The sequence below is a fragment of the Ferrimicrobium sp. genome (assembly GCF_027364955.1).
GTDB lineage: Bacteria > Actinomycetota > Acidimicrobiia > Acidimicrobiales > Acidimicrobiaceae > Ferrimicrobium.
Genome location: NZ_DAHXOI010000068.1, coordinates 1 through 1577, shown reverse-complemented (window position 1 = coordinate 1577; position 1577 = coordinate 1). Strand labels below are relative to the sequence as shown.

Sequence of the window (1577 nt, the reverse complement as noted above, 5' to 3'; positions counted from 1 at the left end):
GGGTTTCCCCAGCTCAAGTAGACTCTTTTCATGTTAGGAACTGAATCTCCCCAGGCCCATCTCACCGCTACTGCCGCCTTCTGTTCAACGTTGTTAGAGCCTGGTTCGCTCTATTACTTCCTCGCTGAGCACCGCAGAGAGATCTTCGCTGATGCTAAGTTCGCCCATCTCTATCCCTCTGGTACCGGGAGGCCCTCAATCCCAGCCTCACGTATCGCCTCGGTCATGGTGTTACAGACCTTGGAGGGACTCTCTGACCGAGAGGCACTTGACCAGGTCCGCTATAACCTGCGCTGGAAGCTTGCTCTTGGTCTTGACCTCGAGGATCGGGGCTTTGACCCCTCGGTGCTTACCTACTGGAGGAATCGCATTAAGAACTCGGCGAATCCTACCCTCATCTTTGATCTGGCCCGTGAGATTATCAGTGAGACCAAGATCTTAAATACCCACACCAAGCGGGTTCTTGACTCGACCGTCCTTGTCGATGCCGTCATCACCCAGGACACCATGACCCAGATCGTGGCTCAAGTCAAGCGGGTCAGAAAGCTCATCCCAGAGCTTTCCTCAGTCCCCCTCTCGGATGAGATCGACTACGCACGGGCAAAGCCCGCCATTGACTATGCAGACGAGGATCTTATCAATGAGACCCTCTCCATCTTGGTTCGTGATGCGAACGCACTGATTGAGCGAGCCAGAGAGCTTGGGTACCTCAGCGATGATGAGGACCAGACTACGGACTCTCCTCTTACTACCCAACAACTCAATACCCAACAACTCGGTGCCCTTGGCCTCCTCGGAGTGGTCGCTGGTCAAGACGTCGAGCTCGTTGACGAGGAACAGGGAGCCTATCGCCTCACCAGAGGAGTCGCTAAGGATCGGGTGATCTCGACGGTTGACCCCGAGTCTCGCCATGTCCACAAATCCAGGAAGAACTACTACGACGGCTACAAGGGCCACATCGCTATCGATGCCGATACCGAGATCATCACTTCCGCAGTCCTCACCAAGGGCAACGCCTCTGATGCGTTAGTCGCCAAAGAGCTCCTCGACCAAGAGAGTGAATCAGTAACCGTCTATGGAGATAGCGGGTACTCCTCGATGGATCTCTCCAAGCACCTAGCAGAGAAAGGCCATAGCGAAGTCATCAAACCCCGACCCCTTGCCATGGCTGTACCAGATGGCTATAGCGTCGATGACTTTACCGTGACCGAACCAACCACCGAGACATCCGCCAAGGTCACCTGTCCAGCGGGGCACACCGTGACCATCTCAGCCAAGGGGAGAGCCTCCTTTACCAAGTACTGTGCTACCTGCCCACTGCGGGATCGCTGCACCCGCTCCAAGCGTGGACGAGTCATGACCTTTGGTCCGAATCATTCCTATGGAAGGGCTCAACGTGAGAGTTGGAAGAATGCCGAGACCCAAGCTGCCTACCGAGCGATTCGTCCAGGAGTAGAACGGATTCATGCCCAGATGAAACGCAAACTCAATGGTTCAAAGCTCCGCTATCGGGGAATCGCCAAGAACACAATGCACTATCTCCTCCTTGGAACGGTCTGGAACTTGAAAGTACTCCT

At 54.9% G+C, this 1577-nt stretch carries 1 protein-coding gene; it reads left to right on the top strand.

Annotation, left to right across the window (positions count from 1 at the left end):
* Positions 1 to 30: 30 nt before the first annotated feature.
* On the top strand, positions 31 to 1577 hold a 1547-nt coding region (locus tag M7Q83_RS14025), incomplete at its 3' end, for an IS1182 family transposase (RefSeq protein WP_298340239.1).